This is a genomic window from Comamonas sp. 4034, from assembly GCF_050434545.1.
GTDB lineage: Bacteria > Pseudomonadota > Gammaproteobacteria > Burkholderiales > Burkholderiaceae_C > Comamonas > Comamonas odontotermitis.
Genome location: NZ_JBNDIT010000004.1, coordinates 193581 through 215175, shown reverse-complemented (window position 1 = coordinate 215175; position 21595 = coordinate 193581). Strand labels below are relative to the sequence as shown.

Genomic DNA, 21595 nt, shown 5'->3' with positions numbered 1-21595 from the left:
TGCGCCGGGTAGCAAAAAGGCCATCATGCGACGGCCTTTTTCTTATGGGTGCGGGAGCGTATGTTGCGGCTACTTCACCACCATCAGTGTGAACGGATAGACATAGGCCTGCAGGGTGACAAAGATGCCGACCAGGGAAGCCAGTGCAATGGAGTGGAAGAACACATAGCGCAGGATGTCGCCCTCGTGGTTGAACCAGCGCGTGGCGGTTGAAGCCACGACGATGGATTGCGCATCGATCATCTTGCCCATCACACCGCCTGAGCTGTTGGCGGCGCCCATCAGGTTGGGCGACAGGCCCAGCTGTTCGGCCGCCACTTTCTGCATGCCGCCGAACAACACGTTCGATGCGGTATCAGACCCAGTGAGCGCCACGCCCAGCCAGCCCATCATGGTGCCAAAGAAGGGGTAGAGCACGCCGGTATTGGCGAAGGCAAGGCCCAGTGTCGTATCGGTGCCCGAGTAGCGGGTGAGGGTTCCCAGTGCCAGCATCAGCACGATGGTGAGCAGCGAAAACCGCACGAGCCAGATCGTCTTGAAGAACTGCTTGACGAGCGCCACCGGGCTGTACTTCATGACCAGCCCACCGACAATGGCTGACAGCAGGATCCCCGTGCCGGTAGCCGACAGCAGGTTCAGCACGTAGACTGCGCCTTCCTTGGTCGGATTGGGCACGACGGGTGGCACCTTCTCGATCATGTTGTGCAAGCCGCTCATGGGGAACGATGGTGAGAACAGGCCATTGAGCGCTGCCTTGACCGAGGGCAAGCCCCAGATGAAGACGAACACGGTCAGGATGGCCCAGGGCGTCCAGGCCCGGATCACGTCTGCGCGAGAGTGGCGGGTGATGGCGCGCGGTGCATCGCCCTCGCTTTCGCCATTGTCACGGCCTTTGAGCGAGGTGCTGCGCCAGATGTTCTTGGGCTGCCAGACGCGCAGAAAGCCGATGAGGCAGACCATCGAGACAATGGCGGCAATGATGTCCACCAGCTCGGGGCCGATGAAGTTGGAGACCAGGTATTGCGGAATGGCAAATGACAGGCCGGTCACCAGGATGGCGGGCCAGATCTCCATCATGGCCTTGCGCCCGGCAAAGGCCCAGATCAGCCAGAACGGCACGAGCACCGAGAAGAAAGGCAACTGGCGGCCCACCATGGCGGTCACTTCCATGACGTCATACCCGTGCACCTTGGCCAGTGTGATGACAGGCGTGCCCAGGGCGCCAAAGGCAACCGGTGCGGTATTGGCGATCAGCGACAGGCCGGAGGCCGCCAGCGGAGAAAATCCCAGGCCGATCAGAATGGCGGCCGTAACGGCCACCGGCGTGCCAAAGCCAGCAGCGCCTTCAAAAAAGGCACCAAAGGCAAAGGCGATCAGCAGCAGCTGAATGCGCCGGTCTTCCGTGATGCCGGCGATCGAATCCTGCAGGATCTTGAAGCTGCCGTTCTGCTCGGTCAGCTGGTGCAGGAAGATGATGTTCAGCACGATCCAGCCGATGGGCAGCAGGCCGGTGAGGCCACCCAGCACGGCGGCGCGCCCTGCCATGTCGGCTGGCATCCCATACACGGCGATCGCAATGATGAGGGCGCACAGCAGGCCCGCGCCCGCTGCGATATGCGCCTTGAGGTGTAAAAAGCCCAATCCCACCAGCATGACGACGACGGGCAATGCCGCCAGCAAGGTGGAGAGCACCATATTGCCCAGGGGGTTGTAGATCTGCTGCCAAACCATACCTGACTCCTCGTTGTGGCGGTGCTCCACGGCGCAGGTGTTCGGAGTCTGCGCAACCAAGGCAAGGTGGTGCTGCAACCGTCATGGGAACTGAGACCAGGGCATGCGCGATTCCGAGGGTATGTGAGCAGGCCCCAGCGCTATCGAACCTCGACATAATGTCGGGCTGACATTTGGTTTGCAGTTCAGAAAAACCCGTAGCTCCTTATAAACCAACGCCCAAGCTGTTGCTTTTGTGACAGTCGACTGGGGTTGGCGATGACGGGGCGCATCGAGCATATGAGACGCTGCCTATACCAAACACTGCATTCATCAGAGGAAGATTTGTGTCCGATTTATCCAAGATCACCTGTATCGAAGACTTGCGCGTAGTGGCCCAGAAGCGCGTGCCGCGCATGTTTTATGACTATGCGGATTCAGGCTCCTATACCCAGAGTACATACCGCGACAACGAGGCCGCGTTCCAGAAAATCAAGCTGCGCCAGCGCGTGGCCGTCAATATGGAAGGCCGCAGCACCCGTACCACCATGGTGGGGCACGATGTTTCCATGCCAGTGGCGATTGCCCCGACAGGTCTGACCGGCATGCAGCATGCCGATGGCGAGATTCTGGCGGCCCGGGCGGCCAAGGCCTTTGGCATTCCGTTCACGCTTTCGACGATGAGCATCTGCTCGCTGGAGGACGTTGCCGCAGGCACCGACCGCCATCCGTTCTGGTTTCAGCTGTATGTGATGCGTGATCGAGGATTCATGGAGCGCTTGATTGACCGTGCCAAAGCCGCCAATTGCTCGGCCCTGCAGGTGACATTGGATCTGCAGATCCTCGGCCAGCGCCACAAGGACATCAAGAATGGCCTGTCGACGCCCCCCAAGCCCACCATCAGCAACCTGATCAACCTGGCAACCAAGCCACGCTGGTGCATGGGCATGCTGGGCACCAAACGCCGTACCTTCGGCAACATCGTAGGCCATGTCGACGGCGTGGGCGATGTGAGCTCCCTGGCGTCGTGGACGGCGGATCAGTTCGACCCGCGCCTGAACTGGAGCGATGTGGAGTGGATCAAGAAGCGCTGGGGCGGCAAGCTGATCCTCAAGGGCATCATGGAGGCAGAAGACGCACGCCTGGCAGCGCAGACGGGCGCCGACGCCCTGATCGTGAGCAACCACGGCGGCCGCCAGCTCGATGGTGCGCCTGCCACCATCGACGCGCTGCCCTCCATCGCCCAGGCGGCGGGCAAGGACATCGAGGTATGGCTGGACAGCGGCATCCGCAGCGGCCAGGACGTGCTCAAGGCCCGGGCGCTGGGAGCGCAAGGCACCTTGATCGGACGCAGCTTTCTGTACGGGCTCGGTGCCTTCGGCCAGGAGGGCGTGGCCAAGGCCTTGCAGATCATTCAGAAGGAGCTGGATGTATCCATGGCCTTCTGCGGCCACACCAACATCAACCAGGTGGACAGCAAGATTCTGGTGCCGGGAACCTATCCTCTGCCTTGTTGAGGCGCGAATGACTGCCGTGCGAGCCAGCGGCCCGCGCCGGACGCCATGTTGCAAGTATTTGTCATCATTTGAAAATATAGAAAGCGTTTCTGAACGCCTGCGCCTTGTCCTACAAGCTCGGCGCGTTCCTCTTTCTACACTGGTTCGATCGCCAACGGCATCCGCTGGTTGGCGATTCCCATCACAGGAGGACGAGAATGTTCGACACCTTGATTCGAGACATGGCAGACCGCTTTGGTCTGGGCGACAAGGCCAAAGACCTGGTTGCCATGGTGCTGGCCTACATCACGGACCCGGCCAACGGAGGTCTATCGGGCTTGCTGGACCGCTTTCGTTCTGCGGGCCTGGGTGGGTTGGCAGACAGCTGGCTAAGCACCACGGAAGAATCCCGCACGCCTACCAATGACGAGGTGAGCAGCGTTTTCGGTGCGTCCGGAGGCTTGCTGTCCACGTTGAGCGACAAGCTGCACCTGCCCAAGGATGCCGTGACATCGGCGGTTGGGGCTTTGCTGCCTGCGCTGGTTTCGCGTCTCTCGCCCAATGGAATGCTCCCCGCCACCTTGCCTGCAGAAGCGGTGGCATTGATCGGCAGCGGAAAATCCCTGCTTGGCGGCCTATTGGGCAGCGGTGCCGCAGCTGCAGCAGGGGTGGTGGGCGCAGGCACTGCAGCGGTATCGTCTGCGGCATCGACAGTCTCCACTGCTGCCGCCAGTACGGCGACTGCAGCAGGAGGCGGTATCGGCAAGTGGCTGCCTTGGATCATCGGCGCGCTGGTGGTGATTTTCGGGATCAGCTATTGCGGCAAGAAAACTCCAGATACCGCGCCCGCGCCTGCTGCACCAGCGGCAACACCTGCTCCGGCCCCTGAGCCCGCTCCGGTTCCCGCTCCTGCACCAGAGCCTGCAGCTCCCGCTCCCGCCGCGGCATCAGCGCCAACTGCCGACGCAGCCCCTGCGGGTGCTGCCGTGATCGACAGCATGGTGCAGGATGTGCCCAAGCTTCAGGTGTTCTTTGATACCGGCAAGACCGAGGTGCCGCCTGAATTTGCGGATAAATCCAAGGCCCTGGTCGGCTATCTGCAATCGCACACCGACGTGAAGGCGGTCGTATCGGGCTTCAACGACCCCACGGGTGATGCCGCCAAGAATGCAGAGCTGTCCAAGCAGCGTGCCATGGCGGTACAGACAGCCTTGGCAGCGGCAGGTGTGCCTGTTGACCGTACGGTACTTGAAAAGCCTGCGGAAACCTCCGATACCGGCAACACCAATGCGGCCTCCCGCCGTGTGGATGTCGTGCTGCGCGCCAACTGAGGCGATGCAGCTTTCCAGCAAGGCCACCTGCGGGTGGCCTTTTTTGTGAGGGGCGCACATCGCCAAATGCATGGGCCGCCGCAGCGCCATTCATCTACGATCGCAGGCACTTTCTAGGAGCGGGCAGGGTATGGCGGATGGGGAAATGCAATGGGGTGGCTGGTGGATGCTGCTGGTGGTGTTTGCCGCAGTGGCGCAGACGGCGCGCAACGCGGCGCAACGCTCGCTCACTGCAGACCTGGGTACCTGGCCTGCGACCCTCGTGCGTTTTCTGTACGGGTTGCCACTCGCGGCATTGGCGCTGGTGCTGCTCTATACGTTGCCACAGACACCTCCAAGGATCGACCATTGGAGCTGGGCCTATTTCGGCTGGATTGCTCTGGGGGCGTTCTTTCAGATTGCTGCCACCGGTGCCTTGCTGCTGGCGATGCAGCAGCGCAATTTTGCGGTAGCGGTGACCCTGTCCAAAACCGAGGTGCTGCAGGTGGCGCTGTTTGGCGCGGTTTTCCTGCATGAGCTGCCAACCGCATGGGCGTTGGGAGCGATGGCCATAGCCTCCCTGGGCGTTGCCTTGCTGTCGATGCCGCCTCGCTTGCCTGGCGCGCGGTTTGAATGGCGCAGCAAGGCGGCTTTTTATGGCCTGGTATGTGGCGCGTGCTTTGCGATCGCTACCGTGGGGTTTCGGGGCGCTGCTCTTGAATTGAAGGCACCGGGCGCCTTGCTGTCCGGCGCCTGGGGTGTTTTTGTTGCCCAATGCATGCAGACCGTGGCCATGGGTTTGTGGTTTGCCTGGCGCAGCCCGGGTGTGGTGGTGCGCATTGCCAAGGCGTGGCGGGTTTCGCTGATTGCAGGCTGCATGGGCAGCGCTGCCTCGCTTGCCTGGTTCAGCGCCTATGCGCTGCAGAGCGCAGCCTCGGTGCGGACCCTTGGCATGGTTGAGGTGATCTTCAGCTACATCGTCTCGCGTCGCTTTCTGAAGGAGCAACTGCGCGCGAACGAGAAATGGGGCATTGCGCTGATGCTGGTGGGCATTGTCATTATTTGCACCCAGCTGTAATTGCCAGTAACCGTTTTCAGCGCCCGTCCGACAAGGAGGGTACATGCGCGCGGCGCATCATGGTTTCTTTCATCGGACCATGCCAATGACAACTACCACTCCGAATTCCACCACCTCGGCCACGCCGCCACATTACAGCCCGGAAGAAAAGCGCCACCGCATCTTCGCCATCATGGCGGCCTCATCAGGCAATCTGGTTGAGTGGTTTGACTTTTACGTCTACGCCTTTTCTTCCATTTACTTTGCTGCGGCGTTCTTTCCCAAGGGCGATCCGACGGTGCAATTGCTCAATACGGCTGGCGTGTTTGCTGCGGGTTTTCTGATGCGTCCGATCGGCGGTTGGCTGTTTGGCCGGATTGCCGACAAGTACGGCCGCAAGAAGTCCATGCTGATCTCGGTCACCATGATGTGTGCCGGCTCCCTGGTGATTGCCTGCCTCCCCACCTACGCGCAGATCGGTGCGTTGGCGCCGTTTCTGCTGCTGGTGTGCCGCCTGTTCCAGGGGCTGTCGGTGGGCGGCGAATACGGTACCACTGCCACCTATATGAGCGAGGTGGCTCTCAAGGGGCAGCGCGGCTTTTTCTCATCCTTCCAGTATGTGACGCTGATCGGTGGCCAGTTGCTGGCCGTGCTGCTGATCGTGATTCTGGAAGCGGTGCTCACCGATGCCGAGCTGCGCGCCTGGGGCTGGCGCATTCCTTTTGTCTGCGGCGCTGCCGCTGCCGTGGTGGCCATGCTGCTGCGCCGTACCTTGCACGAGACGCAATCGCAGGAAGCCATGCACGACAAGGAAACGGGCACGCTCGCCAATCTGTTCAAGCACCATTGGCGCGCCTTCGTCACGGTGTTGGGCTATACCGCCGGGGGCTCGCTGATTTTCTACACTTTCACCACGTACATGCAGAAGTACCTGGTCAACAGTGTAGGCCTGCCCATCAAGACGGTCAGCTACGTGATGACCGTCTGTCTCTTCATTTACATGTGCATGCAGCCGCTATTTGGCGCCCTCTCAGACCGCATTGGCCGGCGCACCAGCATGATGCTGTTTGGGGGGCTGGGCGCCATCTGCACCGTGCCGATCCTGACGGCCATGCACAGTGCTTCGTCGCCTGAGATGGCCGGCTTTCTGATTGTGGTGGCCCTGGCCATCGTGAGTTTCTACACCTCGATCTCCGGCATTGTGAAGGCGGAAATGTTTCCGCCCGAAGTGCGCGCTCTGGGCGTGGGGCTCGCCTACGCGGTGGCCAACGCCATATTTGGCGGGTCGGCCGAATTTGTGGCGCTGGCGCTCAAGAACGCAGGCCATGAGACCGCGTTTTTCTGGTACGTGTCGGTCATGATGGTGGTGGCGTTCCTGTTCAGCCTGCGGCTACCCAAGCAGGCTGCCTACCTGCATCACGACCATTGATGCGCCACGTGTGTCCCTGACCGAACCCGGCCACAGTGCCGGGTTTGCTGGGCGCGGCGACAATAGGGTGTGAGCCACGATTTCGCCCCAGAGTCCGTACTGCCAGCATTGCCGCCACGCCGTCGCGTGGCGCACCTGGACATGGATGCGTTCTACGCATCGGTCGAGCTGCTTCGCTATCCGCAGCTCAAGGGGCTGCCGGTGGTCATCGGAGGTGGGCGGCGGCGTGAGGATGACGCGCTGGTCGCTGCCTATGGCGGGCGCCTCGCAGATATTCCGGTACATGCTTTTCCACTGCTCAAGGACTATGTCGGGCGCGGAGTGATCACCACGGCCACCTACCAGGCGCGCGCATTTGGGGTGGGCTCGGCCATGGGCATGATGAAGGCTGCCAAGCTGTGCCCGCAGGCGATTCTTTTGCCCGTGGATTTTGCGCGCTACCGGCAGTTTTCGCGCCAGTTCAAAGCCATCATCACCTCCATTGCCCCGCAGATGGAAGACCGGGGCGTGGACGAGGTGTACATCGATTTCACCCATGTCGAAGGTGGGCAGCACGACCAGGGGCGCAGCCTGGCACTGCGCCTGCAAAGCGAAATACATGCCGCTACGGGCCTGACCTGTTCGGTCGGTGTGGCTCCCAACAAGCAGTTGGCCAAAATGGCGAGCGAGTTCAACAAGCCCAATGGCGTCTCCATCGTACTGGAGAGCGACTTGCAATCAATGATCTGGCCGCTGGCCTGCCGCAAGATCAACGGCGTGGGCCCCAAGGCCGATGCCAAATTGCAGGCGCTGGGCATCAACACCCTGGGCGATCTGGCGGCCAAGGAATTGCACTGGCTGGTGGAGCACTTTGGCCGTAGCTATGGCGCTTGGTTGCATGCTTCCTGCTGGGGGCAGGACAGCCGGCCCGTGGTGACGGAGAGCGAGCCAGTATCGATGAGCCGCGAGACCACGTTCGACCGTGACCTGCACGCGGTGCGCGACCGGGCGGAACTGAGCGCGATCTTTACCGACCTGTGCGAGAGTGTGGCTGCCGACCTGCAGCGCAAGGGCTATGTAGGGCGAACGATTGGGATCAAGCTGCGCTTTACCGATTTCCGCATCGCCACCCGAGACCACAGCCTGCCGCTCTATACCAGCGATGCCAGGGCCATTCGCCATGCCGCAGGCCAGTGCCTGAAGCGCGCGCCGCTGGAGCAGCGCCTGCGCCTTTTGGGCGTGCGAGTGGGCAACCTGCTGCCGCAGGAACAGGCAGCGGCCCAGGGTATGGTGGGCGACGCGCAGGCAATCAAGGCAGCGGAGATGCGCGCGCAACGGGAAGGGCAGGAGCGAACTGCCGATCCTTACACCTTGCCGCTGTTCACGGACGAATGAAGTCGCCTTTGCGCAGATTTCCGGAAAAGGCGTTTATTGGCGCGCCGTGCGCACGTTGGCCGGCAGGGCCATCGGCTGGCTGGTGCGCAGCGGATTGATGTCGAGCCCGCCACGGCGGGTATAGCGTGCGTATACCGTCAATCGGATGGGTTGGCACTGGCGCCAGATATCAACAAACATGCGTTCGACGCATTGCTCGTGGAATTCGTTGTGGTTGCGGAAGCTGACGATGTATTGCAGCAGCTTTTCCTGGTTGATCGCCGGGCCGCTGTAGCTGATGCGCACACTGCCCCAATCGGGCTGGCCGGTGACCAGGCAGTTGCTTTTGAGCAGGCGGCTGGTCAGGGTTTCGGTGACGGGCGGCTCGTCGAATGCGGCGGTCAGCAGTTCAGGCGCGGGTTCGTAGCGGTCGCAATCGATATCGAGGCGATCCAGATTCAGGCCGTCCAGCTCCTGCACGGGTTGGGCATCAAACAGTTCGGGCTCGATCAGCTGGACGCCGATGGTGGCGCTGTGCGGCGCGCCGCGCCATACGGCTTCGCTGAGGTCGGCCACCAGCTTGGCGCGCACATCGCCTGCGCTGGCAAAGCGGCTGTTGTTGAAACTATTGAGATAGAGCTTGAAGGATTTGCTCTCGATGATGTTGGGTGTTTCGCAGGGGATGGTGAAATTCACCAGGGCCACCTGTGGCTTGCCCCGCAGGTTGAGCCACGAGACCTCATACGCCGTCCATAGATCGGCGCCAAAAAACGGCAACCGGTCGTCCTGCAATCCGATCTCGGCACGCTTGGCAGCGCGCGGCAGCGGAAAGAGCAGGGTCGGGTTGTATTGGTCGATATAGGCCGAGCGCTGGCCCAGGGGCGATTGCTCGGGCTGAGAAGAAAAAGTCATGCTATTAAATGAATAGCTAATGGCGCTTTATGAGAGAGAGCCAGCAGCTGTTTTTACTTGAATTCGCTTTCGCGCAGCCACTTGGTGGCGATCCACTTCTCGCCACGCACCACGGGCGAGCCACCATGCAGAGTCTTGGTCGAAGGGTCAGGGGCTGCGTAGCTGAAGAACACGGCATTGCCACGGCGCGGTGCGACCTCGACGCCCACATCGGGAAAACTGGTGCCGCCACCGGCTTCCGGGTTGTTCAGGTAGATCACCAGGGTGCCGACGCGCTGGCCGCCTCGCTTGAGGATGGTGGGCGTGCCAGGCTGGGTGGGGTCAAAATAGTCGTAGTGCGGTTTGTACTCTGCACCAGGCTGGTAATGCAGCACCTGCAGGCCTTCGCCATGGTTCTCCGGCCAGTTCAGCAACTTGGCAATGCGGCGCTCCAGGGTGGCTACGACCGGGGTTTCTTCACGCTGGAAGAACATGCCGTCGCTGGTGCGGTCGGCGTTCACTTCTTCACCGCCGGTCTTGGTTTCCACAGTCAGCGACCGCTTCATGCGCGGCCTGGCCGCGGCAATGATGGCGTCGCACTCTTCATCGGACAGCAGATTGCCAAATACCACCACGCGCGGGTGTTTCATGCTCAGCAGCACGTTCACATCGCGGTCGCCGACATGGATGGAGCCAGGTGCATCGGCCAGCGGAGGTTCGGGCAGCGGACGGTGGATGACGGAGGCAATTTCGGTATTGGCACCGTGCAGGTGCTGCAGGTGTTCGGTCAACACCTTTTCCATGGCGGATTCGGCTATATCTTCGTTCCACCCGGCGTCGCACATGGCCTTGAAGACATTTTCGGCGCTGACACCAGCAGTCGCCTGTTCAATAATCCAGGCGCGCAATTCCGGGGTGATGGGTTGCGAGGCTGTCATGACATTCCTTTCGCGGCCATTGTGCACCAAAGCGGTATCAATCCACTTTGCGACGGAATAGGAAATGGTCAGCAGTCGAAACATCGCTGGCATAGGCATAGCCGTCGATGTTGAACTTCTTCAGCGCTGCAGGCGTCTTGGCCTGGTGCTCAATCGCATAGCGCGCCATCAATCCACGGGCCTTCTTGGCGAAGAAGCTGATGACCTTGTACTGGCCACTCTTGTAGTCTTCAAAGCTGCAGGTCACCACACGGGCGCGCAGCGCTTTCAGGTCAACGGATTTGAAGTACTCCTGCGAAGCCAGGTTGACGACGACGGGTGTGTCTTCACCTTGCTGCTGGTGATTCAGATAGTCGGCAATCTGCGTGCCCCAGAAATGGTAGAGATTGCTGCCTTGGGCCGTGGGCAGGCGCGTGCCCATTTCCAGCCGGTAAGGCTGCATCCAGTCCAGCGGGCGCAGCACGCCATACAGGCCGCTGAGCATGCACACATGCGACTGGGCCCAATCGAGCTGTTTGGCGGTGAGGCTGTGGGCCTGCAGGCCGTCGTAGACATCGCCGTTGAAGGCCATGATGGCCTGCCGCGAGTTTTTGGCGGTGAACTTGGGCGACCAGGCCTCGTAGCGCGCCACGTTCAAGGCTGCCAGCTTGTCGCTGATGTCCATCAGGCTGGCAATCTGCTGAGGCGATTTTTCGCGCAGCACGTCAATCAGCGCTTGCGACTGCTTGATGAACTGCGGCTGCGTGTGCGGCAGACCGGCAGGCAAAGGGGTCTCGTAATCCAGCGATTTGGCGGGGGAGAGCAGAAAAAGCATGTCGTAAGGGCTCCAGGAATGAAACAGGCCGGAGGAAATCCGGCCTGTGGGCTCTAGCGAAACGGCTTAAGCGGTTTGCGATTCGCGTTCAAAGGGCAGCACCATGGCAGCCAGATCCTTGCGCGTTTCGACCAGCACGAGCGGGCCTTCGTCGAGCATGACGACCGGGGGGCGCTCGCGGGGCACATGCACGGGCTTGGGCTCCGCTGCAATCGCAGCCTGCACGGCCGCCACCTTGTCGGTGTCCGAGTTGACCCATTGCAGGCCAGCCTGGGCGGCGATGGTGTTCAACTGCTCCAGGGGCAGCGTGTAGCTGGCGATCCTGGGCAGCCCTTGCGAGGCTGCGGGCTCGGCCGCCGGAGCGGGTGTCACCACGGCAGCGACAGCAGGTGCTACTTGTTCTGTAGCTGCTGGTGCATGAGCGGCGGGCGCTGGAGCTGGCTTTTCCTCAAAGGCTTCGGCGGCTGCGTTGACTGCGGGTTCGCCAGCAGGCACTGCCAGATCCATCGCAGCCGGTGCTACCGGTGCTGCGGTGTCTGTTGCTGCTGCCGCATCAAAGTAGCTACGGCGTGGTGCAGGGGCGTTTTCCGCTTCAAACACGGCTTCTGCCGGGGCAGCTTCGGTTTGTGCATCTGCGGCTTGCTCATCGCGTGGCAGGCGCTCGCGGTCACCACGGTTGCGGCGGTCGCGGCCATAACGATCACGGGAGCGGCGTTCGCGACGCTCTGGCGAGGTTTCGCCATCAACAGGCATTGCCGTATTGGCGTTTCCGTCCAGGTCCAGCGAGGGCAGGGCGGCGATCACGGCTTCGGAGTCCATCGGCGCAGGAGCCACGGCGGCGTTGTCGCGCACCGATTCTTCGCCCTGGTTGCGGCGCTCGTTGCGCTCACCACGTTCGCCGCGATCCCGGCGATTCTCACGCGGAGCACGCTCTGGACGGGGCGCACGCTCCTGGCGTTCGCTGGTCGCCTCGATTGCTGCGTTATCGCCGTTTTGTGCGTTGATGACGGCATCGTCGCGGCGGGGGCGGTCATTGCGTTCGCTGCGCTCCGGACGGTCACCGCGCTCATTGCGGCGGCGGTTGTCGCGGCCTTCCTGGTCGCCACTGCGGGCTTCACCACGGCCTTCGCCGCGTTCATTGCGGTTGCGGCCATTGCGTTCGCCTTCGGCGCGTTCGCTGTTGCGGCGATTGCCGTCCCGATTGGCCGATCCATTGCGCTCGCCGCGCTCGCCATTGCGGCGATTGCCGCCACGGCCTTCGCGGTTTTCCTTGCGGGCATCCTTGGCGGGCTCAGGAGCTGCCGGGGCGGGAGCGGCTACGGGCGCTGGCGTTGCAAATCCGAAGAAGCGCTTGATGGCTGCCCACAGCCCGGTTTCGGGCACGGGAGCAGGCGTTGCAGGCACGGCGGCGGCTGGCTTGCTGACATTGGTGCGTGCCACAGGCGCCGGGCGGGGTTCGGCAATGGGGGCTGGCGCATCAGGCAGCACGCCCTTGATGACCGGGGTTTGCTTGTTGGTGGGTTCTTGCGAGCGGCGGGTAAAGCCGACCTGCTCTTCCTCGGCATCTGCCAGTTTGTAGCTGGCTTCCATCGAGTCGAGGCGTGGGTCGTCGTGCTTCATGCGTTCGAGCTTGTAGTGCGGCGTCTCCAGGGCCTTGTTGGGCACCATGGTGACGGAGACGCGCTGCTTGAGCTCGATCTTCTGGATTTCGGTACGCTTTTCGTTGAGCAGGAAGGAGGCGACTTCGACGGGCACCTGGCAGTTGACGGCTGCCGTGTTGTCCTTCATCGATTCTTCCTGAATGATGCGCAGGATCTGCAGCGCAGAGCTTTCCGCATCACGGATGTGGCCGGAGCCACCGCAGCGTGGGCAGTTGATGTGGGCGCCTTCGCTCAATGCGGGCTTGAGACGCTGGCGGCTCATCTCCATCAGGCCGAACTTGCTGATGGTGCCGAACTGCACGCGGGCGCGGTCTTGGCGCAGTGCATCGCGCAGGCGGTTTTCGACGTCGCGGCGGTTCTTCGACTCTTCCATGTCGATGAAGTCGATCACGATCAGGCCACCCAGGTCGCGCAGGCGCATCTGGCGGGCCACTTCGTCGGCTGCTTCGAGGTTGGTGCGGGTGGCGGTCTCTTCAATGTCGCCGCCCTTGATGGCGCGGGCCGAGTTCACGTCGATGGAGACCAGCGCTTCGGTGTGGTCGATGACGATGGCGCCGCCGGAAGGCAGGGTCACGGTGCGCGAGTAGGCCGACTCGATCTGGTGCTCGATCTGGAAGCGGCTGAAGAGCGGTGCATCGTCGCGATAGCGCTTCACGCGGGCGGCGTGTTCAGGCATCACGTGCGCCATGAACTGCTGGGCCTGCTCATAGATGTCATCGGTGTCGATCAGGATGTCGCCGATGTCATTGTTGAAATAGTCGCGGATGGCACGGATCACCAGGCTCGATTCCTGGTAGATCAGGAAGGCGCCCTTGCCGGCCTTGGCGGCGCCGTCAATGGCGCTCCAGAGCTTGAGCAGGTAGTTCAGATCCCATTGCAGCTCGGGCGCCGTGCGGCCGATGCCTGCGGTACGGGCGATGATGGACATGCCCTTGGGGTATTCGAGCTGGTCCATCGCCTCTTTCAGCTCGGCGCGCTCGTCACCCTCGATACGGCGTGATACGCCACCGCCACGGGGGTTGTTGGGCATCAGCACCACGTAGCGGCCAGCCAGAGAGACGAAAGTGGTCAGCGCCGCGCCCTTGTTGCCGCGCTCTTCCTTTTCAACCTGGACGAGCAGCTCCTGGCCTTCCTTGATCACATCGTTGATGCGGGCCTGGCTGGGCGATACGCCTTCGGCGAAATACTGCTTGGAGATTTCCTTGAATGGCAGGAAGCCGTGACGGTCTTCGCCGTAGTCGACAAAGCAGGCTTCCAAAGAGGGTTCTACCCGGGTAACAACGGCTTTGTAGATATTGCCTTTGCGTTGTTCGCGGCCTTCGATTTCGATCTCGTAATCCAGCAGCTTTTGGCCATCCACGATGGCGAGGCGTCGCTCTTCAGCTTGCGTGGCGTTGATCAGCATCCGTTTCATGATGCGCGTCCTTCGTAATGCGGGACCGGCCACCTTTGTCAGACAGGTGCCAGTCTCCAATCCCCAACAATAAACAGGCTCTTACTGGAGCCACAGATGCCGGGACAGACGCAGAGAAACGAATGAAGATACAGAGCGTGCCATGCTTGCTGGTAATACTTATGTCAGCACAGGAGGCTTGGGCACGCGGGAGAGGGCATATAAATAACCGGCCAGCCAGCGAACAGCTGCCGCCGGTGGTGAGATCTGCCCTGAAAACATGCGCACGGCGGGCGCGGCACGGCGCACTGGCGTGCAGCAGGCGCTGCGCCAGAGAGTTGCCATCCAAGCCCACAAAATCAGCATGTCAGTGTGTGAGCGGTCAGTTGGGGCCGGGCCAGGAGTCCTGACCACTGCAGCAACTGCCGCTGGGAATCTGTAGTTTCGTTGTTTCAATGTGTCCGTCCACCCGATTTGCTTGCATGGCCTGCGCAATTTCTTGGTATGCAGACACTGAGGCAAGGTCGTCGGTCAGACATCGACCGGCCTGCGCGGGTACTGGTGGGTGAATTAAACTGCTCACCGGTCAACCAATAACTTTATTGCGCAGGTGAAACACATTATAGGGGGCAAACCGGGCGAGCCCCGCAGTCCAGAAGCACCCCCAGTGGCTGTAAGGCTGGTAGAAGTCCATCCCGACGACGCCGGCCAGCGCCTGGACAATTTTCTGATGCGCCATCTCAAGGGCGTGCCCAAGACCCATATCTACCGCATCATCCGCAATGGAGAGGTGCGTATCAACAAAGGGCGCACTGCTGCAGACGCCCGGGTGCAGGGCGGCGATGTGGTGCGTATTCCGCCAGTGCGCGTGTCTGCCAAGCCTGAGGAGGCGGAGCGCGCCATTCCTGGCCGGGAGTTCCCGCTGCTGCTGGACGACGATGCGGTGCTGGCCATCAACAAGCCAGCGGGAGTGGCCGTGCACGGCGGCTCGGGCGTGAGCTTTGGGGTGATCGAGCAGTTGCGCCGCGCCAGGCCCGACGCGCGCTTTCTGGAACTGGTGCACCGGCTGGACCGCGAAACCTCAGGCATCCTGCTGGTAGCCAAGAAGCGCTCGGCGCTCACCCACCTGCAGGATCAGTTCCGCGAGCGCGAGACGGGCAAGACCTATCTGGCGCTGGTGATCGGGGAGTGGCCAGCCAACAAAAAGGTGATTGATACGCCGCTGCGCAAGTATCTGTTGCCCGATGGCGAGCGTCGCGTGCGCGCCACCACGGCGGACGATGCAGAAGGCATGCGTTCGGTGTCACTCATCAAGGTGCAGAAAGCGCTGCCGGCACGCCATGGCCTTGGTCTGCCGGCCATGACCTTGCTGGAGGTGACAATCAAGACCGGCCGCACCCACCAGATTCGCGTGCACCTGGCCAGCAGCGGCCATCCAATCGTCGGCGACGAGAAGTATGGCGATTTCGATCTGAACAAGCGGCTGGTCAAGCACGGCTTGAAGCGCATGTTTCTGCATGCCTGGCGCCTGCAGTTCACCCATCCGCAGAGTGGGGAGCGGGTGCAGTTGGGAGCGGAGTTGCCGGAGGAGTTGGCAGATTTCGTAGGGGCTGCAGAGCAGGCAGATGAAAACCATAGCAACTAGCGCAGGCTGCTCTTGGCTTTCATAGCAAAAATATTTTGAATTCGTTGCGCAGCAACCGCTACCAGCTATTGTTATAGCGAGCAAACCAACCGATTACCTTATTTATGACGCGTCGCTTTGACTTGATCGCCTTTGACTGGGATGGCACCCTGTTCGATTCCACTGCTGCCATTGCGCTTTCCATCCAGGACGCGGTGCGCGATGTGGGCGGCACCGTGCCGACGCTGGAAACAGCCAAGTATGTGATCGGCATGAGCCTGCAAGGCGCCTTGCGGCATGCCGCGCCCGATGTGCCGCCAGACAGCATGGTGGAACTGACCAACCGCTACCGCTATCACTATCTGAAGCGCCAGGAGGAAGTGACCCTTTTTGACGGGGTGCTGCCCTTGCTGGATCAGTTGACTGCCAGCGGGCATCTGCTTGCAGTGGCCACCGGCAAGAATCGCCGGGGGCTCGATGAAGTACTGGATTCGACCCTGCTCAAGGGCCGGTTTGATGCTTCGCGGACCGCCGACGAAACCGCAGGCAAGCCGCACCCGCTGATGCTGCAGGAGTTGATGGCCGAGATGGATGTGGCGCCCGAGCGCTTGTTGATGGTGGGCGATACCACCCATGATCTACAGATGGCGGTCAACGCAGGCTGCGCCAGTGTGGCGGTGAGCTATGGCGCACACCACCATGATGGCTTCGAGGCCTTTGGCCCGCTGTTCATTGCACACTCTGTTGCTGATTTGCAACAATGGATGGCAGCCAATGCCTAGTACATGGCTTGATTACTGTTTGCATGTACAGTCATTGGCGCGCAGCAAGCAGGAGCAGCAATGGCAGAGGCACAAGCCCGGGCAATAGCACTTTGTAATAGCAAGAACTTGAGCAATGGCGGGCGTGCCGTGCCTTTTGACGTGGTATTTGCTGGCCAGACCTGCCGCGCATTCGCCATACGCTACCGTGATGCGGTGCATGCCTACCTGAACCGCTGCACCCATGTGGCGATGGAAATGGACTACCAGCCCGACCGTTTTTTCGATGACACCGGTAACTGGTTGTTATGCGCTACCCATGGCGCTGCCTATGTGCCGGATACTGGAGCCTGCGCTGGCGGCCCTTGCCGTGGTGGCCTGGTCAAAATCGCGTTGAGCGAACAAGGCGGGGTGGTGTACTGGCACACCGACTACCGCCTCCAACCTCTTGAGTTTTAAGATGAACCCGATGGACAACAACCCCCAGCAGAATCCGCAGCCTGCGCCAGATCTGTGGGGTCAGCCGACGACGGCAGCTGCAGCATCCGCAGCGACTGCGCAGGCGCCTGGCTGGGAGCGTTCCGTGCTGGAGCGCCTGGCCTTTGACACGCTCAGGGAGCAGCGCGCTGCGCGACGCTGGAAAATTTTCTTTCGGCTGGCCTGGCTCATCGCCTTCATTGCGTTGGTCATCTACCTGTTCAGCTCGGAAAATGCGTCGTCTGCCTCGTCGACCGAGCATACGGCCGTGGTGGAGTTGAAAGGTGAAATCGCCTCTGGCGCAGATGCCAGCGCCGAATACGTGATTGCCGCACTGCGCACCGCGTTCGAGGACGATGGCGCCAAGGCGGTGGTGCTGCTGATCAACTCCCCGGGCGGCAGCCCCGTGCAGGCAGGCATGATCAATGATGAGATCGTGCGCCTCAAGGCCTTGCACAAAAAGCCCATGTACGCGGTGGTGGAGGAATCCTGCGCTTCCGCAGCCTATTACATTGCAGCCGCAGCGGACAGCATCTATGTAGACAAGGCCAGCATCGTGGGCAGCATCGGCGTGCTGATGGACGGTTTTGGCTTTACCGGCACCATGGAAAAGCTGGGCGTGGAGCGTCGCCTGCTCACTGCTGGCAGCAACAAGGGCATGCTCGACCCATTCAGCCCCATGAATGACAAGCAAAAAGCCTATGCCCAGCAGATGCTGGGGCAGATCCACCAGCAGTTCATCTCCGTGGTGCGCCAGGGCCGGGGCGAGCGCCTGAAGGAAACCGAAGACACCTTCAGCGGCCTGTTCTGGACCGGGCAGGAAGCGGTCAAGCTGGGCTTGGCTGACGGCCTGGGCAGCCTCGATCAGGTGGCGCGCGATGTGGTGGGCGCCGAAGATGTGGTGGACTACACCCGCCGCGAGAATGTAGCAGAGCGCTTTGCCAAGAAGTTTGGCGCGTCAGTGGGCGCGGGGGCAGTGAGTACCATGCGGTCGATGATGCCCAGCCTGCGCTGATCAGGTGATTTGAATGCTAGCTATTTAATAGCTATAAACACAAAGGCGGTGCACGAGCACCGCTTTTTTTATGCCATCTAACCGAGAGGATGCGCAAACCCCTTTGGGAGGGGTAGCGCAGCCTTGTGGTCAGCCAATACTTGATGAACAGCCCGAAAAGCAGGCGTGCGCGCCTGGCATGATCGTCTCAGCGCCCAATCGCAAACACCATGGGGGTGCGGTTGTCCAGTTCGGGGCTCAGCGGCTTCCATTGCTTGACCAGGCGGCTTTGGGTACGAGCACTTTCCAGCGTGAGGCCGCTGGAGATCGACAGGCGGGTGTTGGCCTGCAGGGTCTGCAGCAGGGCGCTCATCAGGGCAGGGTTGCGGTAAGGCGTTTCGATGAAGATCTGTGTCTGTCCATGCCGCAGCGCCAGTTGCTCCAGCTCGCGCAGCCGGGCGACGCGTTGCGCCCCATCGCTGGGCACATAGCCGACAAAGGCGAAGTTCTGTCCATTGAGCCCGCTGGCAGCCAGAGCCAGCAGGAGAGAGGTGGGGCCTACCAGCGGCACCACTTCAATGCCCGCATCATGCGCAGCACGGACCACCGAGCTGCCTGGGTCTGCTATCGCTGGCATGCCCGCTTCGCTGACCAGGCCGATGTCATGGCCTTGCAAGGCGGCGGCAATCAGCATGCTGGCATCGGCGCCAGAGGCCGTTTGCGGGAGATGGTCGCCTTTTTTGTGCGCCTCACGCGGCAGCTCCTGTATGGCTTGCTGCTGCAGGGGTGCGGCCAACGGCGCCACGGCGTCCACCCGTTTGAGGAAGGCGCGGCAGCTTTTGGCGTTTTCGCAGACCCAATGGGTAATGCGGGCTGCGGCCTGCACGGTATGGGCGGGCAGCACATCGGTCAGTGGCGCGTCGGTGGTGCAGCCGAAATCAAGCGGGGTAGGGACGAGAAAAAGCCGTCCCTTGCGGGTGTTCTCGCTCATGGCAGGATCACTCCTGCGGCGCGCAACAGGCGGGCGGTGCGGATGAGGGGCAGGCCGATCAGCGCCGTCGGGTCGTCGCTCTCGATGGCGTCCAGCAAGGTGATGCCCAGGCCTTCACTCTTGGCGCTGCCGGCGCAATCGTACGGTTCTTCGGCGCGCAGGTAGCGTTCAATCTCGGCATCGCTCAGGTTGCGGAACACGGTTCGCACCACGGCGGTGTCTGCCTGCGCAAAGCCGGTGGCCTTGCAGACCACGGCGACGGCGGTGTGGAACTGCATGCTCTGGCCACTCATGGCGCGCAGTTGGGTCACGGCCCTGTCATGCACCAGGGGCTTGCCCAGTGGTTGGCCGTTCAGGTCGGCCACCTGGTCGGAGCCGATGACGATGGCTTCGGGAAACTGTGCGGCCACCGCATGGGCCTTGGCCAGGGCCAGGCGCAACGCCAGAGCGGCCGGTGCTTCGCCAGACTGCGGGGACTCGTCGACATCGGGCGAGGCGGTTTCAAACGGCAGTCGAAAACGAGAGAGCAGCTCGTGCCGGTAGCGGGAGGTGGAGCCCAGAACAAGGGCGCGGGGCGAGTGGGATTCAGACATGCCCAGATTCTCTTACACTGGCGCGCATGACAAAGGAATTTTCAGTCAACCGCCTTGATATCAAGGCTTTTGCACAGCATGAAGCCGAGCTTGACGGCGATCAGCCAATGGGGCAGTTTCCCCGTCTGATGGCTGAGGACCTGCGCGGCGAAGCTGCAACTGACCAGCCTGTGCGCTGGTCGCTGGATGGCGAGTGGCGCGAAGCCGCAGGGGGCCCCGGACATGCCTGGCTGCACCTGCAGGCCGATACCGTGGTGCAAATGCAGTGCCAGCGTTGCCTGCGTCCGGCCGATATCGCGGTGCAGACCGAGCGGTCTTTCCGCTTTGTAAAGGATGAGGCGACCGCCGCCGCCCTGGATGATGAGAGCGAGGAGGATGTGCTGGTGCTGGAGCCGCACTTCAATGCCCATGAGCTGATCGAGGACGAATTGCTGATGGCGCTCCCCATGGTTCCCATGCACGACGAATGCCCGGTGGAGCTGAAACTGGAGTCTGCTACCCAGGATTTCGAGGTGGCGAATACGGAAAAAGCCAATCCTTTTGCTGCTTTGGCATCTCTGCGGCTGGATAAAACCAAACCTTGATGCACGAGGATTGAAGCCTGCCAGCGATTTTTGCTATAATTTGAGGCTTCGCGCGAATCCCCCTCGTGTCTTTAATGGGCTAATCGCGTATTTTTAGGGCATGCGTCTGTTTTACGCAGGCCGTGTCACCAACCCTTTCAAGACTCAGGAGCCATCATGGCTGTTCAACAAAACAAGAAATCTCCTTCCAAGCGCGGCATGCACCGTTCGCACAATGCACTGAACGTGCCTGGTATCGCTGTGGAGCCAACCACCGGCGAAACCCATCTGCGTCACCACATCAGCCCCAACGGCTTCTACCGTGGCCGCCAAGTGCTGAAGAACAAGTCGGAAGCCTAAGCCATAGCTGTACAAAAAGGCCCGCGGCTACCGCATGTGTAGCGCGGGCCTTTTTTATTCTGTTGCAAGATTGCTGCTCACTCCTTAATAGAGTGCGTTGGCGCAACATCAAAGAACTGCAGAGCGAATGATCACACTGGCCGTGGATTGCATGGGTGGTGATGCGGGTCCCCGTGTCACCCTGCCTGCATGCAAGAAGTTTTTGGATGCCCATCCTGATGCCCGCCTGTTGGTGGTGGGTCAGCCCGAGGCATTGCAGTCATTCCAGCACGAGCGTGCAACCCTGGTGCCGGCAAGCGAAGTCGTCACAATGGACGATCCGGTGGAAGTGGCGTTGCGCAAGAAGAAGGACTCTTCCATGCGCGTGGCCATCAGCCAGGTCAAGGAAGGCGCTGCGCAGGCGGCGGTATCTGCGGGCAATACCGGCGCCTTGATGGCGATTGCGCGCTACCTGCTCAAGACGCTGGAGGGCATTGACCGCCCGGCCATCGCCACACAGATTCCCCATGCCAAGGGCGGCGCCACCACGGTGCTGGATCTGGGGGCCAACGTCGATTGCACGGCAGAACATCTGGTGCAGTTTGCCGTCATGGGCTCGGCGCTGGTGAGCGCCCTTCAGGAGAAGGAAAACCCCAGCGTAGGCCTTTTGAACATTGGCGAAGAAGCCATCAAAGGCAGCGAAGTCATCAAGCGCGCCGGCGAGCTGCTGCGTGCGGCCGGGCAGTCGGGCTACCTCAATTTCCAGGGCAATGTGGAAGGCAATGACATCTTCAAGGGGACGGTTGATATCGTGACCTGCGATGGTTTTGTCGGCAACGTTGCGCTCAAGGCGAGCGAGGGCGTGGCCAGCATGATCACGGGGGGCTTGAAGCAGGAGTTCAAACGCAACCTGCTCACCAAGCTCGCGGCAGTTGTTGCCTATCCTGTGCTTTCGCGCCTGATGAAGCGCATGGACCACCGCCGCTACAATGGGGCTGCGTTACTCGGTTTGCGCGGCCTGGTATTCAAAAGCCATGGCTCGGCCGATGTGGTGGCCTATGAGCATGCGCTCAATCGCGCTTATGATGCGGCCCGTAACGATTTGCTGGGGCGTGTGCAGACCAAGATCCAGACGGCTGCGCCCTTGCTGATGCCGGCAGACAGCGCCGCTGCTGCCGCAACTGTGACGTCTTCTATCTGA

The 21595-nt window shown here is 61.4% G+C and carries 19 protein-coding genes; 12 read left to right on the top strand and 7 right to left on the bottom strand.

Translation table 11 applies throughout. The features are described from left to right. Positions 1-69: 69 nt before the first annotated feature. Positions 70-1731 carry an L-lactate permease gene (locus ABIE32_RS06565; RefSeq protein ID WP_429014835.1) on the bottom strand — a complete coding sequence of 554 codons (1662 nt, stop codon included), beginning with the start codon at positions 1729-1731 and terminating at the stop codon, positions 70-72. A 326-nt stretch (positions 1732-2057) separates the two neighbouring features. On the opposite strand from ABIE32_RS06565, the gene ABIE32_RS06560 reads away from it, so the two are divergent. From ABIE32_RS06560 to dinB, 5 genes are all read left to right on the top strand, one after another. Next, positions 2058-3227: an alpha-hydroxy acid oxidase gene (locus tag ABIE32_RS06560; RefSeq protein ID WP_429014834.1), complete on the top strand. Its 1170-nt coding sequence runs from the start codon at positions 2058-2060 to the stop codon at positions 3225-3227. Between the two features lie 197 nt (positions 3228-3424). Further along, positions 3425-4537, top strand: a complete 1113-nt coding sequence (locus ABIE32_RS06555) for a YidB family protein (protein ID WP_224150024.1) — start codon at positions 3425-3427, stop codon at positions 4535-4537. 130 nt (positions 4538-4667) lie between these two features. Continuing rightward, positions 4668-5594 (top strand): DMT family transporter, encoded by a 927-nt coding sequence (locus tag ABIE32_RS06550; protein ID WP_429014832.1) that lies wholly within the window; start codon positions 4668-4670, stop codon positions 5592-5594. An 85-nt stretch (positions 5595-5679) separates the two neighbouring features. Continuing rightward, a complete protein-coding gene (locus tag ABIE32_RS06545; protein WP_429014830.1) occupies positions 5680-7002 on the top strand; it encodes an MFS family transporter in 1323 nt (440 codons plus the stop codon). Between the two features lie 141 nt (positions 7003-7143). Continuing rightward, positions 7144-8376 carry a DNA polymerase IV gene (gene dinB / locus ABIE32_RS06540; protein ID WP_429014883.1) on the top strand — a complete coding sequence of 411 codons (1233 nt, stop codon included), beginning with the start codon at positions 7144-7146 and terminating at the stop codon, positions 8374-8376. Between the two features lie 33 nt (positions 8377-8409). On the opposite strand, the gene queF is transcribed toward dinB, so the two are convergent. The 4 genes from queF to ABIE32_RS06520 all read right to left on the bottom strand — a co-directional run bounded on the left by queF (position 8410) and on the right by ABIE32_RS06520 (position 14073). After that, a complete protein-coding gene (gene queF, locus ABIE32_RS06535) occupies positions 8410-9267 on the bottom strand; it encodes an NADPH-dependent 7-cyano-7-deazaguanine reductase QueF (protein WP_429014828.1) in 858 nt (285 codons plus the stop codon). 53 nt (positions 9268-9320) lie between these two features. Beyond that, positions 9321-10184, bottom strand: coding sequence for a 2OG-Fe(II) oxygenase (locus ABIE32_RS06530; RefSeq protein WP_224150020.1), 864 nt, complete (start codon positions 10182-10184; stop codon positions 9321-9323). A 37-nt stretch (positions 10185-10221) separates the two neighbouring features. After that, on the bottom strand, positions 10222-10998 hold the full coding sequence (yaaA, locus tag ABIE32_RS06525) for a peroxide stress protein YaaA (RefSeq protein WP_429014826.1): 777 nt from the start codon (positions 10996-10998) through the stop codon (positions 10222-10224). Positions 10999-11064: 66 nt separating this feature from the next. Next, a complete protein-coding gene (locus ABIE32_RS06520) occupies positions 11065-14073 on the bottom strand; it encodes an Rne/Rng family ribonuclease (RefSeq protein ID WP_429014825.1) in 3009 nt (1002 codons plus the stop codon). 589 nt (positions 14074-14662) lie between these two features. Here ABIE32_RS06520 and ABIE32_RS06515 point away from each other — a divergent pair. The 4 genes from ABIE32_RS06515 to ABIE32_RS06500 all read left to right on the top strand — a co-directional run bounded on the left by ABIE32_RS06515 (position 14663) and on the right by ABIE32_RS06500 (position 17929). After that, positions 14663-15697, top strand: coding sequence for an RluA family pseudouridine synthase (locus ABIE32_RS06515; protein WP_429014823.1), 1035 nt, complete (start codon positions 14663-14665; stop codon positions 15695-15697). Between the two features lie 104 nt (positions 15698-15801). Next, a complete protein-coding gene (locus ABIE32_RS06510) occupies positions 15802-16458 on the top strand; it encodes an HAD family hydrolase (protein WP_429014821.1) in 657 nt (218 codons plus the stop codon). A 60-nt stretch (positions 16459-16518) separates the two neighbouring features. Then, positions 16519-16896 (top strand): Rieske (2Fe-2S) protein, encoded by a 378-nt coding sequence (locus tag ABIE32_RS06505; RefSeq protein ID WP_429014820.1) that lies wholly within the window; start codon positions 16519-16521, stop codon positions 16894-16896. Position 16897: 1 nt separating this feature from the next. Next, entirely contained in the window at positions 16898-17929 is a 1032-nt protein-coding gene (locus ABIE32_RS06500; protein WP_429014819.1) for a S49 family peptidase, read from the top strand. A gap of 187 nt (positions 17930-18116) precedes the next feature. On the opposite strand, the gene ABIE32_RS06495 is transcribed toward ABIE32_RS06500, so the two are convergent. Both ABIE32_RS06495 and ABIE32_RS06490 read right to left on the bottom strand, forming a co-directional pair. Beyond that, positions 18117-18899, bottom strand: a complete 783-nt coding sequence (locus tag ABIE32_RS06495; protein WP_429014817.1) for an SAM-dependent methyltransferase — start codon at positions 18897-18899, stop codon at positions 18117-18119. Further along, positions 18896-19492: a Maf family nucleotide pyrophosphatase gene (locus ABIE32_RS06490; RefSeq protein WP_429014816.1), complete on the bottom strand. Its 597-nt coding sequence runs from the start codon at positions 19490-19492 to the stop codon at positions 18896-18898. The genes ABIE32_RS06495 and ABIE32_RS06490 overlap by 4 nt, the downstream gene beginning before the upstream one ends. A 26-nt stretch (positions 19493-19518) precedes the next feature. Between ABIE32_RS06490 and ABIE32_RS06485 the strand changes: the two genes are divergently transcribed. The 3 genes from ABIE32_RS06485 to plsX all read left to right on the top strand — a co-directional run bounded on the left by ABIE32_RS06485 (position 19519) and on the right by plsX (position 21595). Next, on the top strand, positions 19519-20076 hold the full coding sequence (locus ABIE32_RS06485; RefSeq protein WP_224150012.1) for a YceD family protein: 558 nt from the start codon (positions 19519-19521) through the stop codon (positions 20074-20076). Between the two features lie 156 nt (positions 20077-20232). Continuing rightward, complete coding sequence (rpmF, locus tag ABIE32_RS06480) at positions 20233-20415, top strand: 50S ribosomal protein L32 (RefSeq protein WP_005794249.1); 183 nt, start codon at positions 20233-20235, stop codon at positions 20413-20415. Positions 20416-20542: 127 nt separating this feature from the next. Further along, a complete protein-coding gene (gene plsX, locus ABIE32_RS06475) occupies positions 20543-21595 on the top strand; it encodes a phosphate acyltransferase PlsX (protein ID WP_224150011.1) in 1053 nt (350 codons plus the stop codon).